We start from the raw sequence: 16388 nt of genomic DNA on the forward strand, positions 1-16388 counted from the left end.
CATACAGTAATGGAGCCAGATTTATCTGACCAGCACCGCCGGACCGAAACCCAGCCTTTGTCGAACCGCGTTACACCACCTGCTCATATGGTGCTGGCACGTGTCCGGCTTGCCGCGCGGGGATGTCGTTTAGGTTCACGTTTCTTTGACAGACGCCTCACAGAGCTTTGACCGAGAAAAGCACACACTTTGAAGTATTGAATCCCACCCAGTGACCCGTCCATGTTCAGAATTCGATTGTTTCCTGCACTGTGCCTGACATTGCTGGCACTGCTCGCAGGGCCACAGGCCCACGCCGCCGACGCCCCCAGCAGCCGCCCGGAACAGTGGGCCCAGCCAGTGGAAAAACAGTACAACCTGTATGAAATGTCGCCAACACTGTATCGCAGTGCCCTGCCGGACAAAGACGCGCTGGCGTTGTTGGAAAAACTCAAGGTCGGCACAGTGATCAATTTTCTGCCGGAGTCCGACGCTCATTGGCTGAGCGCTTCGGGCATCAACCAAGTGCAGTTGCCCTATCGCACCAACCATGTGGATGACGCCGATGTGCTCAAAGTCCTACGCGCGATCCAGACCGCTGAAGCCCAAGGCCCGGTGTTGATGCACTGCAAGCATGGCTCGGACCGCACCGGCTTGATGTCGGCGATGTATCGAGTAGTGATTCAGGGATGGAGCAAAGAAGATGCGCTGAATGAAATGACCGAAGGCGGGTTTGGCGACAGCTCCCACTTTAAGGATGGCATTCGCTACATGATGCAGGCGGATATCGACAAACTGCGCACCGCGCTGGCCAATGGCGATTGCAGCACCAGTGTGTTCGCCACCTGTTCGGTGAAGAGCTGGTTCGAGACGGTGACGGCCACCAAGCCACTGAGTCACTGAAGGCTCGCCGCTCAAGGTGGCCACAAACCACCGTGCGGACGAAAGCAAGCAAGGCAAAGCGCTTGACCGACAAGCCGGCTCCCGCACAGGAGCCGGCTTCTTCTTGCACCCTTAATCGGTTTTTTTCTTCAACTTGGGGTTGGGGAAGAACTGCACCGATTGCACCTTGGTGTCGGCCACCTTGGGCGTCGCGCTGTTGACCCGGGTCCCGAGCTCCTTGGGCACCGACAGGCCCTGCTCGTTGAGGGTGTCGGAGTAGCCACAGGCCACGCACTCGCGATGGGGTACGTCGTCCTCACTCCACATCATCAGCTTGTCCTGCTCACTGCACGCCGGGCACACCGCCCCGGCGATAAAGCGTTTCTTGGTCTTCACGGGTGCGTCACTCATGCTGCCGCGTCCTCGCTGAGGCCGCTGTGGCGCAAGAGTGCGTCAATCGACGGCGCCCGTCCGCGAAAATCGACGAACAGCACCATCGGCTCCTGGGAGCCGCCACGGGCCAGGATCGCCTCACGGAACGCCCGTCCGGTGGCAGGGTTGAGCACGCCGTCTTCCTCGAATTTGGAGAAGGCATCGGCCGACAGCACTTCCGCCCACTTGTAGCTGTAGTAACCCGCGGCGTAACCACCGGCGAAGATGTGGGCAAAGCTGTTGGGAAAGCGGTTGTAGGCCGGCGGACGCATCACCGAGACCTCGTCGCGCACGGTTTCCAGCACTTGCAGCACGCTGCGGCCATCGCCATGGGTGGCGTGCAGTTCGAAGTCGAACAGGGAGAACTCCAGTTGGCGCACCATCATCAGCCCGGACTGGAAGTTTTTCGCCGCCAGCATCTTCTGCAGCAGGTCCTGGGGCAGCGGCTCACCGGTCTCGTAGTGGCTGGAGATCAACGCCAAGCCTTCCGGCTCCCAGCACCAGTTCTCCATGAACTGGCTCGGCAGTTCGACCGCGTCCCAGGCCACGCCGTTGATCCCGGAAACACCGGCATGCTCGACCCGGGTCAGCAAGTGGTGCAAACCGTGACCGAACTCGTGGAACAGGGTGGTGACTTCGTCGTGGGTCAAGAGTGCAGGCTTGCCGCTGTCGGCCGGGGTGAAGTTGCACACCAGGTTGGCCACCGGGCTCTGCAACACACCGTCAACCGTGCGACGACGATCGCGGGCACCGTCCATCCAGGCTCCGCCACGCTTGTTGGCGCGGGCGTAAAGGTCGAAGAAGAAGCGCCCGACGTGCTGGCCGTTCTCCTTGATTTCAAACAGGCGAACATCCGGATGCCAGGTGTCGAAGCCGGTCTGCTCGGCGATCTCGATGCCGTACAGGCGCTGGACAATGGCGAACAGCCCGCTCAGCACCTTGTCGATGGGGAAGTAGGCGCGCAGGGCTTCCTGGGACACGCTGTAACGTTGTTCGCGCAGCTTCTCGCCGTAGAAACCGCTGTCCCAGCTTTGCAGGTCAGCGCAGCCCTGTTCGGCGGCATAAGCCCGCAGTTGTTCCAGGTCCTGAGCGGCAAAAGGCTTGCTGCGCTTGGCCAGGTCCCGCAGGAAACTCAGCACCTGATCGCTGGACTCGGCCATCTTGGTGGCCAGGCTCAGCTCGGAGAAACTGGCAAAACCCAGGAGCTGGGCCAACTCCTGACGCAGGTCGAGGATTTCTTCCATCACCGGACCGTTGTCGTTCTGACCGGCATTGGGGCCTTGGTCCGACGCTCGGGTGCAATAGGCGGCGTAGACTTCTTCGCGCAGGGCACGATCCTCGGCGTAGGTCATCACCGCGTAGTAGCTAGGGAATTCCAAAGTGATCAGCCAGCCTTCCAGGCCTTTGGCCTGTGCGGCGGCCGCCATTTGCGCCTTGGCCGAATCGGTCAGACCGGCCAGGGCCGCTTCATCGGTAATGTGCTTGGTCCAGGCTTGGGTGGCGTCCAGCAACTGGTTGGAGAAACGGCTGCCCAGCTCCGAGAGCCGGCTTTGTACCTCTGCGTAGCGCTGTTGCTGCTCGGGCGGCAAGTCGATGCCCGACAGGCGGAAGTCCCGCAGGGAGTGTTCGAGGATGGTCTTCTGCGCCACGTCGAACCCAGCGGCTTCCGGGCTCTTGGCCAGGGCGTCGAAGGCCTGGAACAGCTCGCGGTTCTGGCCCATTTCCGTGGAGTAGGCACTCAAGGCCGGCAGACACGCCTCGTAGGCTTCGCGCAGCTCGGCGCTGTTGCACACTGCGTTGAGGTGGCTGACCGGGCTCCAGGCGGCGCCCAGTCGATCGTTCAGCTCGTCCATGGCCAGCACCAGGCCAGCCCAGGTCGGCTGGGTGGCTTGGGTCTTGAGGATCTCAGCGATGGCGGCGCGGTTGTCAGCCAGGATCTGTTCGATGGCCGGTTGCACATGCTCGGCGCGGATCGCCGAGAACGGCGGCAGGTCGTAGGGCTGCAGAAGAGGGTTGTTCACACTCACGGTGGGCACCTTGGCTGGAAGAAACATTGCGCCATCTTAATTACAATCGACAGCCACCGCAGCTATAGACCCCATTAATAAATCTCAGAGAGGCATGCGCACTTGGCCATTCGCACCTACCAGAAACACACACCCAACCTGGGCGAACGGGCCTTTGTCGACCACTCGGCGGTGGTCATCGGCGACGTGGAAATCGGCGCCGACAGCTCAGTCTGGCCGCTGACCGTGATCCGCGGCGACATGCACCGTATCCGCATCGGCGCGCGCACCAGCGTGCAAGACGCCAGCGTGCTGCACATCACCCACGCCGGCCCCTTCAACCCCGACGGCTTCCCGCTGCTGATCGGCGATGACGTGACCATCGCCCACAAAGTCATGCTCCACGGCTGCAGCATCGGCAACCGGGTCCTGATCGGCATGGGCAGCATCGTCATGGACGGCGCGGTGGTGGAAGACGAGGTGATCGTCGGCGCCGGCAGCCTGGTACCGCCGGGCAAGCGCCTGGAAAGCGGTTTCCTCTATGTCGGCAGCCCGGTGAAACAGGCACGCCCGCTGACCGACAAGGAGCGGGCGTTCTTCACCTACAGCGCGGCCAACTACGTGAAACTCAAAGACCTGCACCTGGCCGAAGGCTACGACCAGCCTTGACCCATAGCTGCACTGCCCAGGACCTACCATGCATTACCAAAGCGTATTATTCGACCTCGACGGCACCCTGACCGACCCGCGCGAAGGCATCACCCGCTCGATCCAGTTCGCCCTGGGCAAGCTGGGCATCGATGAGCCGGACCTGACCCGGCTGGAACACTTCATCGGCCCACCGCTGTTGCAGGCGTTCATGCAGTTCTACGCCTTCGACGAAGCCCGGGCCTGGGAAGCGGTGAACTTCTACCGCGAACGCTTCAAAGTCACCGGTCTCTATGAGAACCGGGTTTTCGACGGTGTCATGCCGCTGCTGGAAACCCTCGGCAACCAAGGCCGACAACTGTACATCGCCACCTCCAAACCCTGGGTGTTCGCCAGGGAAATCGCCCGCCATTTCGACTTCGCCCGGCACTTCAAGGTGATCTACGGCAGCGAGCTGGACGGCACCCGCACCGACAAGGTGGAGCTGATCGCCCACTTGCTGGAGCAGGAACGGCTCGACCCGGCCACCACCCTGATGATCGGCGACCGCAAGCATGACCTGATCGGAGCCCGGCGCAACGGCCTGGACGCAGCGGCGGTGGGCTATGGCTTTGGCAGTCGCGAGGAGTTGATTGCAGAAGCACCGGCCTATCACTTCGAAACCCTGGCCGAGCTGCACCAGGCGTTTTTAGGCCATTAGGCACCAGCCGAACCCAAGGCACCCACGGGGACAAGGGCGCTTGCTCCCGCCGGGGCGCCCAGCGCGCTTGTCACAACCTGCCACCGCGCTCGATCCGCGTTACCTCAAGCCCCCATCAGTCGCTGCAAGGCCGCCTTGCGCTGCTCGACCGGCAACTGCCCCAGCGTCTCCACCGCGGCGAAAAACCCCGGCCAGTCGCCCCTCACCTGTTTGAACAACGCGGCAAATGCCGGCACCCACTGGTCGTACAAGCCGAACGGCAGCAGCCGCGCATTGTTCAGCGGCGCATTGATCCAGGCATCATAACGTTTGGAGCCGGCCCACTGGCTGTCACGCAGTTGCCGATAATCCTCGCGCAAACGCTCGAACGCCAATGCCTTGCGCTGACGCATCTGCTCGACGGGCAAGGGCAGGGCATATAGACGCTCCAGGCGTTTGCGCGTATCGAGCAACAGCTGGATGAACTGATCACGCTGGCGCACATCGACGTTGTCCTGGGGCGGCAAACCGCGATAGGCCCGCCATTGCCGTGTGCCCTCCTGCTCGACGAAGGTGGCAAAAGATTCATTGAACTCGGTGTCATCCTTCACATAGAAGCGCTGATGGGCCAGCTCATGAAAGATCAGGGTCGCCAGGCGCTCATCGCCCCAGTGCATCATCGAACTGATGATCGGATCGTCGAACCAGCCCAGGGTCGAGTACGCCTCCACCCCGCCAATTGCCACATCCATGCCTTTTAGCTGCTGCCGCGCCGCCTCACCGCGAGCCGCGCCCTGGCTGTAGTAGCCGCGGTAGGCGACGCAACCGGCAATGGGAAAGCAGTGGGTTTGCGGACTCAGGGAGAACTCCGGCGTAGCGAACACATTCCACACCACATAGGGCCGGCCGATGTCGACGTACAGCCGGTAGCTGCGGTTGTCCGGCAGGTGCAGGTACTGGCTGGCAAAGCTCCGGGCCCGCTGCGACTGGGCCAGATGGGCCCGCAGGGTCGGGTCACTAGCGGGATCTGCCAACACCTCGGCCACCGGGGTGCGCGCCCGCAACAGCTGCAACTGTCCACTGGCCAGTTGGCTGTAGTAATCCAGGCTGCTGCAGCCGCTGAGCAGGCCAAGCATCAGGATCGGCAGCAGGACACGCGAAACGGCATCACGTATCCGATGGCATGAAGGCGGCCTGTTCAATGTGCATCATCCGGAGAAAATCTGCCGGCAAGACTATCTCGCCAGCCCGACACTTCGCCAGGCGCCCGTGACGTCACTGGAAATGCCCGCAACACCAGCAGAGGGCTGCCAAGGTCGTTGATCAGCGTTATGCTCAGATTCCCCACGCTCAATCGGCCACCGCCATGCGCCACTTATTGCTCGCCCTCAGCCTCACCGCCCTCGGCGCCTGCTCCAGCCCCTTGCCCAACGTCGATCCCCAGCAGGCCTGGATCGACCTGGCCACACCGACCCCAGGCGGCAAACTGGTGATGGCCGAACGCCTGGACAACCAGCGTTTGCAGGACGGCCGCTACTTCCAGGTCAGCCCGGGTAGCCATGAGTTGACGGTGCGCTTTGACTTCGAGGTGTTCTCCGGCGGCATGGGCATGAATGCCGAACCTCAGGAACGCCTGTGCTACCTGACAGTGCGCTACGACCATTTCCAGGCCGGCCAGCGTTATCGCCTGGAAGCGCGCAACCTGGCGTTCACCCCCAGCGCCCGGCTGTACAACGCCCAGCGCGAGATCGTCGCCGAGGAGCGCATGATCAATTGCGTGCCCTGATTGGGCTCAGCCATCGTTCTTCTGGTAGATGATCTTCTTGGTGCCGTTTTCACAGCTGCCGACCACCATGTTGGTGTCTTGGACTTCGTCGTTGTTGACGATTTCCAGCGTGTAGGACGGTACGCCCCGGGCCTGGATCTTGGCTTCGATCTCGGCCTTGAGTTCATCACAGGGCTTGGGGGCGGCCAGGGCCGATGAGGCCAGCGCACAACTAACAACCGCCAAGGCAAAACGTTTCATGATCTAAAGCTCCCTGGCTGCGGCGCGCACGAACGTGCACTGAAGCCGCAGTCGAGCATTCGACCACAGGTATTGGAAACGAGTTCTGGGCCAGCGCGCTGGCCGGCTCCGGCCATGGGGCAAGGAACCGGCTCGCCGCGCTGCGCCCGCGTCAGCCGACCAGGGTCGCATCCAGGCTGATCTTGGCGTTAAGCACCTTGGACACCGGGCAACCTTCCTTGGCCTTATTGCTCAACTCAGTGAACTGCTGCTGACTGGCGCCGGGGATCTTCGCCTTCAGAATCAGCTGCACCGCAGTGATGGCGAAGCCGCCGTCGACCTGATCCAGGGTCACTTGCGCCTGGGTGTCGATGCTGTCCGCCTTGAGCCCGGCCTCACCAAGAATCATCGAAAAAGCCATGGAGAAGCAGCCCGCATGGGCGGCACCGATCAACTCTTCCGGATTGGTGCCCTTGCCACCTTCAAAACGCGCCGTGAAACCGTAAGGCGCTTCGCGCAACACACCGGTTTCGGTCGAAATAGAGCCAATACCGGTTTTCAGATCACCTTCCCAATGAGCCGAGGCTTTCTTTTTGATACTCATCTCTATCTCCTTAAGAACCAGCGCGATGATTCGCACCGTAATGGTTTGCGTTGCCTAAGGGTTCTGAGGATAGATCTGACGGCAAAGTTCAGACGGGGTGATCGGCGTTCATTTACCCGACAAATTCACTCTGACTATTGAAACTCGGGTATATGCCCACATTGCATAGGTCTGACTTACAGACTTCGACAGGCTTTGGCTCATGACACAAGCCTGCACACCCTTAAGGAGAAGCAGGCTTATGACTGCGCTGTCCGCTGTTAAATTCTCGACCCTCGACCTGGTGCCCGTGCGCGAAGACGGCAGCCCGGCGCAATCCTTGCGCAATTCCCTGGACTTGGCGCAACACGTGGAAAAGTGCGGCTACACTCGCTTCTGGGTCGCCGAGCACCACAACATGGACGGCATCGCCAGCTCCGCGACCTCGGTTTTACTCGGCTACCTGGCCGCTGGCACCTCGTCCATTCGCGTCGGTTCCGGCGGCGTCATGCTGCCCAACCATGCGCCACTGGTGATCGCTGAACAGTTCGGCACCCTGGAAAGCCTGTACCCGGGCCGCATCGACCTGGGCCTGGGCCGCGCACCGGGTTCAGACCAGATGACCGCCCGCGCCCTGCGCCGGGAACGCTCCGGCAGTGCCGACGATTTCCCCCAAGACGTGGCGGAGCTGATGGCCTATCTCGGCCCGCGTACCCCAGAACAGCGAGTGATCGCGGTACCAGGCACCGGGACCAACGTGCCGGTGTGGTTGCTGGGTTCCAGCCTGTTCAGCGCGCAATTGGCTGGAGAGCGGGGTTTGCCCTATGCCTTTGCCTCACATTTCGCTCCGCGCTACATGCATGAGGCAATTCGCGTCTATCGCAACCACTTCAAGCCTTCGGCGGTGCTCGACAAACCTTACGTGATGCTCGGCGTACCGCTGGTCGCCGCCGACACCGATGAACAGGCCGAGTACCTGGCCACTTCGGTGTACCAGCGGATTCTCGCGCTGATGCGTGGCCAGAGCCTGGTGCAGCGCAAGCCGGTACAAAGCATGGATGGCCTGTGGCTGCCCCACGAGAAGGAGGCCGTCATGAGCTTCCTGGGACTGGCCATGATCGGCAGCCCGGCAAAAATCCGCGCCAAGCTCGAAGTCCTGATCGAGCAGACCGGTGCCGATGAACTGATCTTCACCTGCGACCTGTACGAACACGCCGATCGCCTGCATTCCTATGAATTGCTGTCACAAGTGATGAAAGGCTAAGGCCGGGGCAGGTTCTGGCAGGCAAAAAAAACCGACGCCTTGGCGTCGGTTTTTTTACCTCTACAAGGGCTCAGCCACGCTTGTAGACAATCTCCTTGGTGCCGGCTTCGCAAGAGCCGACCACTTTGCCGTCTGCCGCCGCGCCTTTGTCCACCACTTCCAGCGAGTAGTGCGCGACGCCATTGGCGTCGAGCTTTGCAGCAATCTCGCCTTTGAGCTCGTCACAGGGCTTGCCAGCGGCTAAGGCAGTTCCCGCAAGACTCAACAAAGCAGCAGCTAATACTAGGTTTTTCATCGGTCACATTCCCTGGTCGGATCAAAAGAGGCGGCGTAGAGGCCGGCCTGACAGAGGTTCAAAACAGTTGTAGCGCTTTGCCATTTCCTATGGCAATCGGCCAGCGCACAAGTTCCAGAGCCTAGCTCAAGCCTTCAACTATTCACAATCCGAAACCCCACCTTGAGCGTGACCTGAAAGTGCGCCGCTTTGCCGTCCTTGATATGACCGCGTGTTTCGGTCACTTCAAACCACTCCAAGTGCTTGATGCTTTTATGCGCCTCGGCCAGCGCGTTGTTGATCGCCTCTTCGATGCTGTTGGGCGACGAACCCACCAGCTCAACTTTTTTGTAGGTGTGATGATCGGTCATGGCGTTCTCCTTTTTAGCTGTGAATTACAGCCTAGCAGTGATTGTTCTTATTACGGGGGGCGCCATTGCCCAGGGGGAAATTCAGATTTTCTGCACTTTCCCCATACGTCGCAGTCGGATATTACACAGCCCACTCATCACCCTGCAGGAGAGCCGACATGGCCAATACTTCGCTACGCAAAGCCTCACTGGAAAGCATGGAAGCTGAGATCGCAAGCCTGCTCAAATCCCTGGAAAGCCTCAAGGACGACGCTTCTGACGAGTCGCGCAAAACCCTCAAAGCGCTCAAAAGCAATGCTGAAAGTGCCTTGAAGCACTCGCGTAGCCTGCTCGCCGACGCGTATGAAGAAGTCAAAGTAAAAACCCGTGAAACCGGGATCGCCACCCGCGACTATGCCCAGGAGCACCCGTGGACCACTGCCGGTGTGGCCGTCGGCGCTATTGGTCTGCTGGCCGCGTATCTGTTGTGCAAACACCGTAATTAACGTTGCTGGCGCAGTTCATTTTTCAGCCACTGCGCCAGTTGCCGAGCGCGCCCGTCCGCGGCGCGCTTGGGTAGCCACAGCGCCAGTTGCCCCGGGGTGTCGGAAAACCCCCACGGGGCCACCAGCCTGCCCGCCAGCAAGTCCTCGGTCACCAGCGGTTGCGGGGCGATCGCCACGCCAAGCCCAGCCACGGCCGCTTCCAGCAAATAATACAGATGCTCGAAACCCTGCCCGTACTTCAGCCGTTCGGTGGCGATGCCATTTTGCCGCGCCCAACTGGGCCAGGCCTGGGGGCGCGAGGTGGTGTGCAACAGAGACTCTTCCAGCAGCACCGTGGCCGGCGCTTCGCGCAAATGCGGGTAACCGCCATAACGCGGGCTGAGCACCGGGCCGATGCGCTCGCAGGCCAACTCATAGACCTGCATGTCCGCAGGCCACGGCGGCTCGGCGAACACCAGCAAGGCATCCAGCCCCGGGCGGCGTGGGTCCAGATCGCCCTCACCGGCAGACAGGTGCAGGCGCAAGTCCGGAAGGTCGGCATGCAATCGTCCCAGGCGCGGAATCAGCCAGCGGGCCAGCAAGCTGCCAGAGCAGCCAAGGACGAACGGCGCATCGGCGCTGCTTTGGGTCAGTTCGGCGCACACGTCGCGCAGACGCTCGAATGCCTCATTGCTGACATCCCGCAGGCGGACTCCGGCATCTGTGAGTTTAAGGCCTCGCCCGTCCTTGACGAAAAGGCTCAGCCCCAGGTGCGCTTCGAGCGCTTTCAACTGGCGGCTGACCGCGCCGTGAGTGACGTGCAATTGCTCGGCAGCCTGACTGACGCTGTTGAGTCTGGCGGCGGCTTCGAAGGCCCGCAGGGCATTCAGGGGAGGCAGATCGCGGCTCATTTTACTTGTGAGTTTTCCTGACAGGTTGTGGCGATCTTATCGGTTTTCAGCCACCAGTGTCAGGGGTAGAGTGAACACCATTGTTCTTCGACGACACCGTCTTTCCACACACTTCTCCGGGAGCGCTCCAATGACCCAGTCCCAATTGCGTAATGGTCCTGACGACAACGGCCTGTTTGGTGCGTTCGGCGGCCGCTACGTGGCAGAAACCCTGATGCCGCTGATCCTCGACCTGGCCCGTGAATACGAAAAGGCCAAGGAAGATCCCGAGTTCCTCAAGGAACTGGCCTACTTCCAGCGCGATTACGTCGGTCGTCCAAGCCCGCTGTACTTCGCCGAGCGCCTGACCGAACACTGCGGCGGCGCCAAGATCTACCTCAAGCGCGAAGAGCTGAACCACACCGGCGCGCACAAGATCAACAACTGCATCGGCCAGATCCTCCTGGCCCGGCGCATGGGCAAGAAACGCATCATCGCCGAGACCGGTGCCGGCATGCACGGCGTGGCCACCGCCACCGTGGCCGCGCGCTTTGGTCTGCAATGCGTGATCTACATGGGCACCACCGACATCGAACGCCAACAGGCCAACGTGTTCCGCATGAAGCTGCTAGGCGCCGAAGTGATCCCGGTCGTCGCCGGCACCGGCACCCTGAAAGACGCCATGAACGAAGCCCTGCGTGACTGGGTAACCAACGTCGACAGCACCTTCTACCTGATCGGCACCGTGGCCGGCCCGCACCCGTATCCGGCCATGGTCCGCGACTTCCAGGCGGTGATCGGCAAGGAAACCCGCGAGCAGATGCAAGCCCAGGAAGGCCGTCTGCCGGACAGCCTGGTGGCGTGCATCGGCGGCGGTTCCAACGCCATGGGCCTGTTCCACCCGTTCCTTGACGATAAAAGCGTGCAGATCATCGGCGTCGAAGCCGCCGGCTACGGCATCGAGACCGGCAAACACGCCGCCAGCCTCAACGGCGGCGTACCCGGCGTGCTACACGGCAACCGCACCTTCCTGCTGCAGGACGACGATGGCCAGATCATCGACGCCCACTCGATTTCCGCCGGCCTCGACTACCCCGGCATCGGCCCGGAACACGCCTGGTTGCACGACATCGGCCGCGTCGAATACACCTCGGTGACCGACGACGAAGCCCTGGCCGCGTTCCACCAATGCTGCCGCCTGGAGGGCATCATCCCGGCCCTGGAAAGCGCCCACGCCCTGGCCGAAGTCTTCAAGCGCGCACCGACCCTACCCAAGGATCACCTGATGGTGGTCAACCTCTCGGGGCGTGGCGACAAAGACATGCAAACCGTCATGCACCACATGCAACAGTCCCAGCAGGAGAAACACTGATGAGCCGCCTGCACACCCGCTTTGCCAAGCTCAAAGAACAGAACCGCGCCGCCCTGGTGACCTTCATCACCGCAGGCGATCCGAACTACGACACCTCCCTGGCGATCCTCAAGGGCCTGCCCGCAGCCGGCGCCGACGTGATCGAACTGGGCATGCCCTTCACCGATCCGATGGCCGACGGCCCGGCGATCCAGCTGGCCAACATCCGCGCCCTGGGAGCCCAGCAAAACCTGGCGAAAACCCTGCAGATGGTCCGCGAATTCCGCGACGGCAACCACGAAACCCCGTTGGTGCTGATGGGCTACTTCAACCCCATCCACCACTACGGCGTGGGGCGTTTCATCGCCGACGCCAAGGCCTCCGGGGTGGATGGCCTGATCGTGGTCGACATGCCACCGGAACATAACAGCGAGCTCTGCGACCCGGCCCAGGCCGCCGGCATCGACTTCATCCGCCTGACCACGCCGACCACCGACGACGCGCGCCTGCCGAAGGTGCTCGATGGCAGTTCCGGCTTTGTCTACTACGTTTCGGTAGCTGGGGTGACCGGCGCCGGCGCCGCCACCCTGGAGCATGTGGAGGAGGCCGTGGCCCGCCTGCGACGCCACACCGACCTGCCCATCAGCATCGGTTTCGGCATCCGCACCCCGGAGCAGGCCGCCGCCATCGCCCGCCTGGCAGACGGCGTGGTCGTGGGCTCGGCGCTGATCGACCACATCGCCAATGCCGAGTCTTGCGAGCAAGCGGTGGACGGAGTCCTGAGCCTGTGCGCGGCCTTGTCCGAAGGCGTGCGTCAAGCCCGGGTCAGCTGAAGGTAAAGTTCCCGATACAGAGGAATTAGCGCCTCGCCACGCAGACTAAATAAGCAAGACCTTGGGGGTTCAGAGCCAACGTTCTGAACCCCTTTTTGCTGCATGCGCTGTGAGGAATGCCTGATGAAAATGCCCAAACGTCTGATTGCCGGTGCGGCCGTGCTGATGCTCAGCGCAAGCCCGCTACTACAGGTCATGGCCGACGAACGCGGTGGCCATAATCGCGGTGGGCCACAGCAGGAGCATTGGGACAACCGCGGTCATGAACATCGCGGCTCAGGGAATAACCACCGGGGCGGCCCGCCCCGGGATTTTGGCCCGGTGCGTCAAACCATCCGCGACAACCACCGCTACTTCGTACGCGGCGCTCCACCGCCACCGGGTATCCACCTGGTCCGCGGTCGGCCGTTGCCTCACGGCTACTACGGCGAGCGCCTCGACCGCCGCGCCCTGTCGCGCCTACCGGTGTATCAAGGCTACGAATGGCGACGCATGGGCGGTGACATCATCCTGATCGCCGTGAGCACCGGGATCGTCTACGAGATCCTCAACGGCGTGCTCTACTGATCGTTTTTTGTACAAGTCCGGCTTCCAGGAGCCGGCTTACCGTGCACCGCCGCACCTTAGAACCCCGACACATCCAGCAGCCTGACGGCTCCCATCCACATCGCATGATCCGTGTGATCCAACAGGTCATTGCCAGTGTCCGGGTGTAAAAACACCACCAGCCCCCGGCGATTGAGCGCCAACCACGGCACCACCTGGGCAAATAGCTCGGGAGCGAACGCCAACTGGCAGCTCCAATCCGGGTGCGGCCCGACCGGCCGCTCATGTACCCGGCCCATTTGCAGCTCGAACAGCTGCGCCGCCTGCTCGCACAAGGCCCGGGCCTGGTCCAGGGTGCTGGCGTCAAAGTAGACATGGGCGTGATAGCCCTTGATCCGTTGCATGCAAAGCCTCGCGATAAAGACGAGCCCTCAAGGCTCGCCACAGATGCAGAACACCCGCTGTGAAGAAAACACCGACCCCATGAAAACACCGAAAGCCGACCGGCTCAAAACGCTTGCACCAGCGTCGCCGCCACCTCCAGCAGTTGCTGGCGCAGCCTTATAGGCTGCGATCCACCTATAAGGCAATGGACGGCAACGACAATCCCGTGAGGAACTGGCCGCTGCCGGCCTGCTCGGCCATCAGCCAATCGACGAAGCGCTGGATCAACGGCCCGCGACGCTTGCGCGGCGGCAGCACCACGTAATAGCCGTAGGCGGACAGCGCACTCTGGGCGATCGGCCGGCACAGCAGGCCCTGGTCCAGCAGGTTGTCCACCAGGTGGCGCCAGCCGATGGCCACGCCCTGGCCGCCGATGGCCGCCTGGATCAGCAGGGTGTAGTTGTCGAAACGCAATTGCCCGGGGGGCGGGGCGCCGGCCAGTCCCAGTTCGCGGAACACCCCGCTCCAGTCGAACCAGTGACTGGCGTTTTCGCCGCGCAGGTGCAGCAGCGGCATCTCCAGCAGGGCATGGGCGGGCAGGGGGGCAGCGCGGTCCTTGAGCAGCAGCGGGCTGCACACCGGAAACACTTCCTCGCTGAACAGCCAGTGACCTTCGCCGTGTTTGAAACGCCCGTCGCCGAACAACACCGCCACGTCGATATCGCTGCGCAGCATGCTGTGGCTGCGTTCGCTGGTCACCAGGCTGACGTCCACCTGGGGGTTGGCCTCATGGAAGCGATGCAGGCGCGGCATCAGCCAGTAGGCGGCGAAGGCGAAATCCGTGGCCACCTGCAACACCTCGTGCTGATGCTGCTGGACCAGGGCAGTGAGACCGGCATCGATGCTCTGCAAGCCGATCTGCACCTGCTCCAGCAACAACGCGCCGGAGTCGGTCAGTTCGATGCCCCGGTAGATGCGGTCGAACAAGCGTACGCCCAATTGCTCTTCCAGCCGCTTGATTTGCTGGCTGATCGCCGGCTGGGTAGTGCCCAGTTCCACTGCCGCCGCGGTGAAGCTGCGCAGACGTGCGGCCGCTTCAAACACCCGGAGCAGGTCCAGGGACAGGTCGCCAAGGGCTTCATACATAAGCTGTACTTATCCTAGTCATTGCCGTGCATGGGCTTTACCGCCAAAGACATGGAATCCATGCTCAATCGCAGCACTTTCGCATAACCCTTGACTATGGAATGCCGCGAACCCATGAAGCGCAAGAACATTCTTTTCATCATGGCCGATCAGATGGCCGCGCCCTTGCTACCGTTCTACGGTCCATCGCCGATCCAGCTGCCGCACCTCAGCCGCCTGGCCGCCCAAGGCGTGGTGTTCGACGCCGCCTACTGCAACAGTCCGCTGTGCGCGCCCTCGCGCTTCACCCTGGTCAGCGGCCAGTTGCCGAGCAGAATCGGCGCCTACGACAACGCCGCGGACTTCCCCGCTGACGTGCCCACCTACGCCCACTACCTGCGGCGCCTGGGCTATCGCACGGCGCTGTCGGGCAAGATGCACTTCTGCGGCCCGGATCAGTTGCACGGCTACGAAGAGCGCTTGACCAGCGACATCTACCCCGCCGACTACGGCTGGGCGGTGAACTGGGATGAACCCGAGGTGCGCCCCAGTTGGTACCACAACATGTCCTCGGTGCTGCAGGCCGGCCCTTGCGTGCGCACCAACCAACTGGATTTCGATGAAGAGGTGGTGTTCAAGGCCCAGCAGTACCTGTTCGACCATGTGCGCGAAGCCGGCGACCGGCCGTTCTGCCTGACCGTCTCCATGACCCACCCCCACGATCCCTACACCATTCCCAAGGCCTTCTGGGACCTGTACCGCGACGACGACATTCCGCTGCCCCAGACCCCACCGCAGAGCGAGCTGGACCCGCATTCCCAGCGCCTGCTCAAGGTCTACGACCTGTGGAACAAACCGCTGCCTGTGGATAAGATCCGCGACGCGCGACGGGCCTACTTCGGCGCCTGCAGCTACATCGACAGCAACGTCGGCAAGCTGCTGCAGACCCTGGAAGACACCGGGCTGGCGGACGACACCCTGATCGTGTTTTCCGGCGACCACGGCGACATGCTCGGCGAGCGCGGCCTCTGGTACAAAATGCACTGGTTCGAAATGGCCGCCCGGGTGCCGCTGCTGATCTGCGCGCCGGGGCAGTTCGCCGCCGGGCGGGTTGGCGCCGCCGTCTCCACCGCCGACCTGCTGCCGACCCTGGTGGAGCTGGCCGGTGGCCGCGTGGAGCCCGACCTACCTCTGGACGGCCGCTCCCTGGTCCCCCATCTGCTGGGGCAGGGCGGCCACGATGAGGTGTTCGGCGAATACATGGCCGAAGGCAGCATCAGCCCGCTGATGATGATTCGTCGGGGCGCCTACAAATTCATCTACAGCGAAGACGACCCCTGTCTACTCTTCGATGTAGCCAACGACCCGCAGGAACACCGCGACCTCAGCCAGTCGGCCGAGCATCAAACGCTGTTCAGCGCCTTCCTCGCCGAAGCCCGGGACAAATGGGACATTCCGACGCTTCACCAACAGGTCCTGGTCAGCCAGCGCCGTCGCCGCCTGGTGGCCGACGCCCTGAGCCGGGGCAAACGCAAGAGCTGGGACCATCAGCCCATGGTGGACGCCGGTGAGCAATACATGCGTAACCACATCGACCTCGATGACCTGGAGCGCAAGGCTCGTTATCCACAACCCTGCCAACACCAATAACGTAAGCACCTGTACAGGATCC

The 16388-nt window shown here is 62.3% G+C and carries 20 protein-coding genes; 10 read left to right on the plus strand and 10 right to left on the minus strand.

The window, feature by feature from the left end; translation table 11 throughout:
• Nucleotides 1–222 precede the first annotated feature (222 nt).
• A complete protein-coding gene (locus PLD_RS14650) occupies nt 223–882 on the plus strand; it encodes a dual specificity protein phosphatase family protein (protein WP_159893867.1) in 660 nt (219 codons plus the stop codon).
• Between the two features lie 111 nt (nt 883–993).
• On the opposite strand, the gene PLD_RS14655 is transcribed toward PLD_RS14650, so the two are convergent.
• Both PLD_RS14655 and prlC read right to left on the minus strand, forming a co-directional pair.
• Nucleotides 994–1272 (minus strand): YheV family putative zinc ribbon protein, encoded by a 279-nt coding sequence (locus PLD_RS14655; RefSeq protein WP_047290196.1) that lies wholly within the window; start codon nt 1270–1272, stop codon nt 994–996.
• The gene (gene prlC, locus PLD_RS14660) at nt 1269–3320 is read right to left on the minus strand and encodes an oligopeptidase A (protein ID WP_159893869.1); all 2052 of its coding nucleotides are present in this window, start codon (nt 3318–3320) and stop codon (nt 1269–1271) included. Before prlC ends, PLD_RS14655 begins: the two co-directional genes overlap by 4 nt.
• A gap of 102 nt (nt 3321–3422) precedes the next feature.
• Between prlC and PLD_RS14665 the strand changes: the two genes are divergently transcribed.
• Both PLD_RS14665 and PLD_RS14670 read left to right on the plus strand, forming a co-directional pair.
• Entirely contained in the window at nt 3423–3968 is a 546-nt protein-coding gene (locus tag PLD_RS14665) for a gamma carbonic anhydrase family protein (protein WP_159893871.1), read from the plus strand.
• 28 nt (nt 3969–3996) lie between these two features.
• Nucleotides 3997–4647: an HAD family hydrolase gene (locus PLD_RS14670; RefSeq protein WP_159893873.1), complete on the plus strand. Its 651-nt coding sequence runs from the start codon at nt 3997–3999 to the stop codon at nt 4645–4647.
• A gap of 104 nt (nt 4648–4751) precedes the next feature.
• Here PLD_RS14670 and PLD_RS14675 read toward each other — a convergent pair whose 3' ends face one another.
• Complete coding sequence (locus tag PLD_RS14675) at nt 4752–5828, minus strand: aminopeptidase (protein WP_159893875.1); 1077 nt, start codon at nt 5826–5828, stop codon at nt 4752–4754.
• A 164-nt stretch (nt 5829–5992) separates the two neighbouring features.
• Between PLD_RS14675 and PLD_RS14680 the strand changes: the two genes are divergently transcribed.
• A complete protein-coding gene (locus tag PLD_RS14680) occupies nt 5993–6412 on the plus strand; it encodes a hypothetical protein (protein ID WP_159893877.1) in 420 nt (139 codons plus the stop codon).
• 6 nt (nt 6413–6418) lie between these two features.
• Here PLD_RS14680 and PLD_RS14685 read toward each other — a convergent pair whose 3' ends face one another.
• A complete protein-coding gene (locus PLD_RS14685) occupies nt 6419–6652 on the minus strand; it encodes a DUF1161 domain-containing protein (RefSeq protein WP_159893879.1) in 234 nt (77 codons plus the stop codon).
• Between the two features lie 151 nt (nt 6653–6803).
• Nucleotides 6804–7235, minus strand: coding sequence for an OsmC family protein (locus PLD_RS14690; RefSeq protein ID WP_159893881.1), 432 nt, complete (start codon nt 7233–7235; stop codon nt 6804–6806).
• A gap of 241 nt (nt 7236–7476) precedes the next feature.
• On the opposite strand from PLD_RS14690, the gene PLD_RS14695 reads away from it, so the two are divergent.
• Entirely contained in the window at nt 7477–8478 is a 1002-nt protein-coding gene (locus PLD_RS14695) for an LLM class flavin-dependent oxidoreductase (RefSeq protein WP_159893883.1), read from the plus strand.
• Between the two features lie 70 nt (nt 8479–8548).
• Here PLD_RS14695 and PLD_RS14700 read toward each other — a convergent pair whose 3' ends face one another.
• Both PLD_RS14700 and PLD_RS14705 read right to left on the minus strand, forming a co-directional pair.
• Nucleotides 8549–8773: a DUF1161 domain-containing protein gene (locus PLD_RS14700; RefSeq protein WP_159893885.1), complete on the minus strand. Its 225-nt coding sequence runs from the start codon at nt 8771–8773 to the stop codon at nt 8549–8551.
• A gap of 134 nt (nt 8774–8907) precedes the next feature.
• A complete protein-coding gene (locus PLD_RS14705) occupies nt 8908–9123 on the minus strand; it encodes a dodecin (protein WP_159893887.1) in 216 nt (71 codons plus the stop codon).
• A 158-nt stretch (nt 9124–9281) separates the two neighbouring features.
• On the opposite strand from PLD_RS14705, the gene PLD_RS14710 reads away from it, so the two are divergent.
• A complete protein-coding gene (locus PLD_RS14710) occupies nt 9282–9608 on the plus strand; it encodes a YqjD family protein (protein ID WP_159893889.1) in 327 nt (108 codons plus the stop codon).
• Here PLD_RS14710 and PLD_RS14715 read toward each other — a convergent pair.
• The gene (locus PLD_RS14715; protein ID WP_159893891.1) at nt 9605–10498 is read right to left on the minus strand and encodes a LysR family transcriptional regulator; all 894 of its coding nucleotides are present in this window, start codon (nt 10496–10498) and stop codon (nt 9605–9607) included. The two genes, PLD_RS14710 and PLD_RS14715, sit on opposite strands and share 4 nt — an antisense overlap.
• A gap of 130 nt (nt 10499–10628) precedes the next feature.
• Between PLD_RS14715 and trpB the strand changes: the two genes are divergently transcribed.
• From trpB to PLD_RS14730, 3 genes are all read left to right on the plus strand, one after another.
• Nucleotides 10629–11849: a tryptophan synthase subunit beta gene (gene trpB, locus PLD_RS14720; protein ID WP_016965136.1), complete on the plus strand. Its 1221-nt coding sequence runs from the start codon at nt 10629–10631 to the stop codon at nt 11847–11849.
• Entirely contained in the window at nt 11849–12661 is an 813-nt protein-coding gene (gene trpA, locus PLD_RS14725) for a tryptophan synthase subunit alpha (protein WP_159893893.1), read from the plus strand. Before trpB ends, trpA begins: the two co-directional genes overlap by 1 nt.
• A gap of 123 nt (nt 12662–12784) precedes the next feature.
• A complete protein-coding gene (locus PLD_RS14730) occupies nt 12785–13228 on the plus strand; it encodes an anti-virulence regulator CigR family protein (RefSeq protein ID WP_159893895.1) in 444 nt (147 codons plus the stop codon).
• A 56-nt stretch (nt 13229–13284) separates the two neighbouring features.
• On the opposite strand, the gene PLD_RS14735 is transcribed toward PLD_RS14730, so the two are convergent.
• Together PLD_RS14735 and PLD_RS14740 are read right to left on the minus strand one after the other, a co-directional pair.
• On the minus strand, nt 13285–13611 hold the full coding sequence (locus PLD_RS14735; RefSeq protein ID WP_159893897.1) for a DOPA 4,5-dioxygenase family protein: 327 nt from the start codon (nt 13609–13611) through the stop codon (nt 13285–13287).
• 175 nt (nt 13612–13786) lie between these two features.
• On the minus strand, nt 13787–14737 hold the full coding sequence (locus tag PLD_RS14740; protein ID WP_159893899.1) for a LysR family transcriptional regulator: 951 nt from the start codon (nt 14735–14737) through the stop codon (nt 13787–13789).
• A 114-nt stretch (nt 14738–14851) separates the two neighbouring features.
• On the opposite strand from PLD_RS14740, the gene betC reads away from it, so the two are divergent.
• A complete protein-coding gene (gene betC, locus PLD_RS14745; RefSeq protein ID WP_159893901.1) occupies nt 14852–16366 on the plus strand; it encodes a choline-sulfatase in 1515 nt (504 codons plus the stop codon).
• The last annotated feature ends 22 nt before the right edge of the window (nt 16367–16388 follow it).

This window comes from Pseudomonas sp. LD120 (genome assembly GCF_009861525.1).
Classification (GTDB): Bacteria; Pseudomonadota; Gammaproteobacteria; order Pseudomonadales; family Pseudomonadaceae; genus Aquipseudomonas.

What these genes read in the sequence shown, in the direction of transcription:
- PLD_RS14690 (WP_159893881.1), bottom strand. Translation starts at nt 7,235, where the DNA reads ATGAGTATCAAAAAGAAAGCCTCGGCTCATTGGGAAGGTGATCTGAAA.
- PLD_RS14740 (WP_159893899.1), bottom strand. Translation starts at nt 14,737, where the DNA reads ATGTATGAAGCCCTTGGCGACCTGTCCCTGGACCTGCTCCGGGTGTTT.
- PLD_RS14695 (WP_159893883.1), top strand. Translation starts at nt 7,477, where the DNA reads ATGACTGCGCTGTCCGCTGTTAAATTCTCGACCCTCGACCTGGTGCCC.
- PLD_RS14710 (WP_159893889.1), top strand. Translation starts at nt 9,282, where the DNA reads ATGGCCAATACTTCGCTACGCAAAGCCTCACTGGAAAGCATGGAAGCT.
- PLD_RS14705 (WP_159893887.1), bottom strand. Translation starts at nt 9,123, where the DNA reads ATGACCGATCATCACACCTACAAAAAAGTTGAGCTGGTGGGTTCGTCG.
- PLD_RS14650 (WP_159893867.1), top strand. Translation starts at nt 223, where the DNA reads ATGTTCAGAATTCGATTGTTTCCTGCACTGTGCCTGACATTGCTGGCA.
- PLD_RS14715 (WP_159893891.1), bottom strand. Translation starts at nt 10,498, where the DNA reads ATGAGCCGCGATCTGCCTCCCCTGAATGCCCTGCGGGCCTTCGAAGCC.
- trpA (WP_159893893.1), top strand. Translation starts at nt 11,849, where the DNA reads ATGAGCCGCCTGCACACCCGCTTTGCCAAGCTCAAAGAACAGAACCGC.
- PLD_RS14685 (WP_159893879.1), bottom strand. Translation starts at nt 6,652, where the DNA reads ATGAAACGTTTTGCCTTGGCGGTTGTTAGTTGTGCGCTGGCCTCATCG.
- PLD_RS14670 (WP_159893873.1), top strand. Translation starts at nt 3,997, where the DNA reads ATGCATTACCAAAGCGTATTATTCGACCTCGACGGCACCCTGACCGAC.
- PLD_RS14735 (WP_159893897.1), bottom strand. Translation starts at nt 13,611, where the DNA reads ATGCAACGGATCAAGGGCTATCACGCCCATGTCTACTTTGACGCCAGC.
- PLD_RS14730 (WP_159893895.1), top strand. Translation starts at nt 12,785, where the DNA reads ATGAAAATGCCCAAACGTCTGATTGCCGGTGCGGCCGTGCTGATGCTC.
- PLD_RS14680 (WP_159893877.1), top strand. Translation starts at nt 5,993, where the DNA reads ATGCGCCACTTATTGCTCGCCCTCAGCCTCACCGCCCTCGGCGCCTGC.
- trpB (WP_016965136.1), top strand. Translation starts at nt 10,629, where the DNA reads ATGACCCAGTCCCAATTGCGTAATGGTCCTGACGACAACGGCCTGTTT.
- betC (WP_159893901.1), top strand. Translation starts at nt 14,852, where the DNA reads ATGAAGCGCAAGAACATTCTTTTCATCATGGCCGATCAGATGGCCGCG.
- PLD_RS14655 (WP_047290196.1), bottom strand. Translation starts at nt 1,272, where the DNA reads ATGAGTGACGCACCCGTGAAGACCAAGAAACGCTTTATCGCCGGGGCG.
- PLD_RS14700 (WP_159893885.1), bottom strand. Translation starts at nt 8,773, where the DNA reads ATGAAAAACCTAGTATTAGCTGCTGCTTTGTTGAGTCTTGCGGGAACT.